At 73.1% G+C, this 4115-nt stretch carries 7 protein-coding genes; 5 read left to right on the forward strand and 2 right to left on the reverse strand.

Features of this window, described 5'->3' with window-relative positions:
* The first annotated feature begins 11 nt into the window (after positions 1–11).
* The 3 genes from rpmF (at position 12) to mutM (ending at position 2013) form a co-directional block, all read left to right on the forward strand.
* On the forward strand, positions 12–185 hold the full coding sequence (gene rpmF / locus RIF68_RS29580; protein WP_030496967.1) for a 50S ribosomal protein L32: 174 nt from the start codon (positions 12–14) through the stop codon (positions 183–185).
* A 19-nt stretch (positions 186–204) separates the two neighbouring features.
* Positions 205–999 carry a ribonuclease III gene (rnc, locus tag RIF68_RS29585; RefSeq protein ID WP_309054350.1) on the forward strand — a complete coding sequence of 265 codons (795 nt, stop codon included), beginning with the start codon at positions 205–207 and terminating at the stop codon, positions 997–999.
* Positions 1000–1128: 129 nt separating this feature from the next.
* Positions 1129–2013 (forward strand): bifunctional DNA-formamidopyrimidine glycosylase/DNA-(apurinic or apyrimidinic site) lyase, encoded by an 885-nt coding sequence (mutM, locus tag RIF68_RS29590; RefSeq protein WP_309054351.1) that lies wholly within the window; start codon positions 1129–1131, stop codon positions 2011–2013.
* A 73-nt stretch (positions 2014–2086) separates the two neighbouring features.
* Here mutM and RIF68_RS29595 read toward each other — a convergent pair whose 3' ends face one another.
* Entirely contained in the window at positions 2087–2512 is a 426-nt protein-coding gene (locus tag RIF68_RS29595) for a helix-turn-helix domain-containing protein (protein WP_309054352.1), read from the reverse strand.
* A gap of 123 nt (positions 2513–2635) precedes the next feature.
* Here RIF68_RS29595 and RIF68_RS29600 point away from each other — a divergent pair, with 123 nt between their 5' ends.
* On the forward strand, positions 2636–3220 hold the full coding sequence (locus tag RIF68_RS29600) for a flavodoxin family protein (RefSeq protein WP_309054353.1): 585 nt from the start codon (positions 2636–2638) through the stop codon (positions 3218–3220).
* 77 nt (positions 3221–3297) lie between these two features.
* Here the strand turns inward: RIF68_RS29600 and RIF68_RS29605 are convergent, their stop codons facing one another.
* Positions 3298–3711, reverse strand: coding sequence for a CAP domain-containing protein (locus RIF68_RS29605; RefSeq protein WP_309054354.1), 414 nt, complete (start codon positions 3709–3711; stop codon positions 3298–3300).
* Here RIF68_RS29605 and RIF68_RS29610 point away from each other — a divergent pair.
* Positions 3704–4072, forward strand: coding sequence for a hypothetical protein (locus tag RIF68_RS29610; RefSeq protein ID WP_309054355.1), 369 nt, complete (start codon positions 3704–3706; stop codon positions 4070–4072). The genes RIF68_RS29605 and RIF68_RS29610 overlap by 8 nt on opposite strands.
* Positions 4073–4115: the final 43 nt, after the last annotated feature.

Consider the following 4115-nt stretch of genomic DNA (forward strand, 5'->3'; position numbering starts at 1 on the left):
GAGAAGTAGCCGTGGCTGTTCCGAAGCGGAAGATGTCGCGCAGCAACACGCGCCACCGCCGGTCGCAGTGGAAGGCTGCGGTCCCCACCCTGGTTTCGTGTGAGCGTTGCCAGGAGCCGAAGCAGCAGCACATCGCGTGCCCGAGCTGCGGCACCTACAACAAGCGCCAGGTCCTCTCGGTCTGAGTGGCTGGTGAGAGGCACGATGTCTGACAACATCAGCACCGCCTCGTCCCACACGCTTCTGGAAGGGCGGCTCGGGTATCAGCTCGAGTCCGCCCTTCTGGTGCGTGCGCTGACCCACCGCTCCTACGCGTACGAGAACGGCGGTCTGCCCACCAACGAGCGGCTGGAGTTCCTCGGGGACTCCGTGCTGGGCCTGGTGGTCACGGACACGCTGTACCGCACCCATCCCGACCTGCCGGAAGGCCAGCTGGCCAAACTGCGGGCCGCGGTGGTCAACTCGCGCGCGCTGGCGGACGTGGGCCGCGGTCTCGACCTCGGCTCCTTCATCCGGCTCGGCCGGGGCGAGGAAGGCACGGGCGGCCGGGACAAGGCGTCCATCCTCGCCGACACCCTCGAAGCGGTGATCGGCGCGGTCTATCTCGACCAGGGCCTCGAAGCGGCGTCCGAGCTGGTGCACCGGCTCTTCGACCCGCTGATCGAGAAGTCCTCCAACCTCGGTGCCGGCCTGGACTGGAAGACCAGTCTCCAGGAACTCACCGCGGCCGAGGGTCTCGGTGTGCCGGAATACCTCGTCTCCGAGGAGGGTCCGGACCACGAGAAGACCTTCACTGCTGCCGCCCGCGTCGGTGGTGTCTCGTACGGCACCGGCACCGGCCGCAGCAAGAAGGAAGCGGAGCAGCAGGCGGCGGAGTCCGCCTGGCGCGCGATCCGCGCGGACGCGGACGCGCGCGCGGCGGCGGCGAAGGCCGCGGCCGAGGCGGGTACGGGAGAGGCCGCCGACCCCTCTCCGTCCGCGGACCGGGCGTCGGCCTGACGGCCGTCTCCTCGTCCTCCCCGCCACCGCTTCCCGAGAACCCCGCCCCTTCCAGGGACGGGGTTCTCGCCCGTTCCCGCCCCGGTAGGGTGAAGACCGTCCCCCGCGCGTCCCGAGGAGAGCCGTCCCGTGCCCGAGCTGCCCGAGGTCGAGGTCGTCCGCCGTGGTCTGGAGCGCTGGATCGCCGGCCGGACCGTGGCCGGTGTCGAGGTGCTCCACCCGCGTGCCGTACGCCGTCACGTGGCGGGCGGCGCGGACTTCGCGGCCCGGCTGACCGGACGCCGCGTCGAAGGGGCCCGGCGGCGCGGCAAGTACCTGTGGCTGCCGCTGACCGGCACCGGCACCGCCGTCCTCGGTCACCTCGGCATGAGCGGGCAGCTCCTCGTCCAGCCCGAGGACGCCCCGGACGAGAAGCACCTGCGCATCCGGGTCCGCTTCGACGACTCCGCCGGCACCGAACTCCGCTTCGTCGACCAGCGCACCTTCGGCGGGCTCTCGCTCCACGAGCAGACCCCGGAAGGGCTTCCGGACGTCATCGCCCACATCGCCCGCGACCCGCTGGACCCCGCGTTCGACGACGCCGCGTTCCACCGGGCGCTGCGCCTGCGCCGTACGACGGTCAAGCGGGCCCTGCTCGACCAGTCGCTCATCAGCGGTGTCGGCAACATCTACGCCGACGAGGCGCTCTGGCGCTCCCGGCTGCACTACGACCGGCCCACCGCCACCCTGACCCGGCCGCGCTCGGCGGAACTCCTCGGACACGTCCGGGACGTGATGAACGCGGCGCTCGCGGCCGGGGGCACCAGCTTCGACAGCCTGTACGTGAACGTCAACGGCGAGTCCGGTTACTTCGACCGCTCGCTCGACGCGTACGGGCGCGAGAACGAGCCCTGTCACCGCTGCGGTACGCCGATGCGCCGCCGCCCGTGGATGAACCGGTCCAGCTACTTCTGCCCCCGCTGCCAGCGCCCCCCGCGCCCGGCGCGCGTGCCGGTGCTGGGCGCGGGGCGCTGAGACGGGATCCACTTCTCCCGGCCCGGCCCGGCCCCGGTTGCTCAGCTCGCCGGCCGGGGACCCGGGTGGGGCCTCACGTGCCCACCGGGCTCGCGGCGCGCGCCGGGTTCCCCGCGGCCGGCCCGCTCGCCCCGCGCTCCGCGTCGTACCGTTCCCGCGCCGCCACGACCTGGGGCATCCGGCCCTCCACCAGCTCGATGAGGCCCATCAGCCGTTCGGCGACCTCGCGGCCGAGCGGGGTGAGGGTGTAGTCGACGCGCGGGGGATTGGTGGGCTGGGCCTCGCGGTGCACCAGACCGTCGCGCTCCAGGGCGTGCAGGGTCTGGGAGAGCATCTTCTCGCTCACCCCGTCGACCCGGCGCCGCAGCTCGTTGAAGCGGAACGTCCCGTCGTGGAGCGCGCCGAGGGTGAGGCTTCCCCAGCGGCCCGTCACGTGCTCCAGCGTGGCGCGCGAGGGGCAGGCGCGGGCGAACACGTCGTAGGCACGGTCGTCAGTCATGTCTTCCACGGTACTCCGCACAGCGCTGCGCGCTCACTGGGCGCTAACCAGAGGCTTGCGCTATCTAAAAGTTAGTGCTCTACTTCTGGTCGTCCCCCGCACAGCCGCTCCGAGGAGTCCCCTGTGACCAGCCCTGTCGTCTCCATCGCCTACCACTCCGGCTACGGCCACACCGCCGTCCTGGCCGAGGCCGTCCGTGACGGCGCCGCCGAGGCCGGCGCCACCGTCCACCTGATCAAGGTCGACGAGATCACCGACGCCGAGTGGGAGCTGCTCGACGCCTCCGACGCGATCGTCTTCGGCTCGCCCACCTACATGGGCACCGCCTCCGGCGCCTTCCACCAGTTCGCCGAGGCCACCTCGAAGCGCTGGTTCGGTGACGCCTGGCTCGACAAGCTGGCCGCCGGGTTCACCAACTCCGGCTCCAAGAGCGGCGACAAGCTGCACACCCTCCAGTTCTTCCAGACGCTCGCCGGCCAGCACGGCATGACCTGGGTCAATCTGGGCCTGAAGCCCGGCTGGAACAGCAGCGTCGGCTCCGAGAACGACCTCAACCGCCTCGGCTTCTTCTCCGGCGCCGGCGCCCAGACCCCCAGCGACCTCGGCCCGGAGGCCGTCCACAAGGCCGACATCGCCACCGCCGAACACCTCGGCCGCCGCGTCGCCACCACCGCCCGCGTCTTCCTGGCGGGCAAGACCGCGGCCTGACCGGCCCCGGCTCCACGGAAGGGCCCCGCCACCGACCGGTGACGGGGCCCTTCCGCGCCCGCGGGTGACGGGCCGGCTCAGTACCCGAAGTCCTGCGTCCACCACGGGCCGCCGGCGCCGAAGTGCACGCCCACGCCGAGGGCGGTGAAGTCGCAGTTCAGGATGTTGGCGCGGTGGCCGTCGCTGGCCATCCAGGAGGTCATCACGGCCGCCGCGTCGACCTGGCCGCGGGCGATGTTCTCGCCGCCCATGCCCGAGACGCCGGCCTTCTGCGCGCGGGTCCACGGGGTGTCGCCGTCCGGGTCCGTGTGGTCGAAGAAGCCGCGGGTCGCCATGTCGGCGCTGAAGGCGCCGGCGAGGGCGGCCAGCTCCGCGTCCTGGCGGACCGGGGTGCAGCCGACCTTGGCGCGCTCCGCGTTCACCAGCCGTACGACCTCCGCCTCGGCGGCCGCCGCGCGGCTCGCGGTCGAGGGGGCGGAGGGGGTGGTCATCAGCGGCACCGGGGTGGTGACGGCCGGCTTCGGCGCGTCCTGCGTGGTGGGGACGGCGGTGGGTGTCCGCGGTGCCTTCGGGGGCACCGGGGGAGTGCTCCGCTTCGTGGCGGCCGGCGCGGGCTTCAGTGTCGGCGCGGCGGAGGGAGTGGAGGACGGCGCGGAGGACGGCGTACGCGAAGGGGTCGGCGTCGCCGACGCCTTCGTGGACGGGGCCGCCGACGGTGACGCCGGCCTGCCGCTGCCCGGACCGGGACCCGTGCCCGTGCCCGTGCCTGTGCCCGTACGGGAGTCCGTGCCGCCCGTACCGGCCGCCGAGGTGCGTGCCGCGCCGCCCTGGGTCGTCAGCTCCGGCGTCTGACGGGTCTCGACCTGCCGCTCGCTCGTCGCGGCGCCGCCCGTGG

It is taken from the genome of Streptomyces sp., from assembly GCF_031178505.1.
GTDB lineage: Bacteria > Actinomycetota > Actinomycetes > Streptomycetales > Streptomycetaceae > Streptomyces > Streptomyces gulbargensis.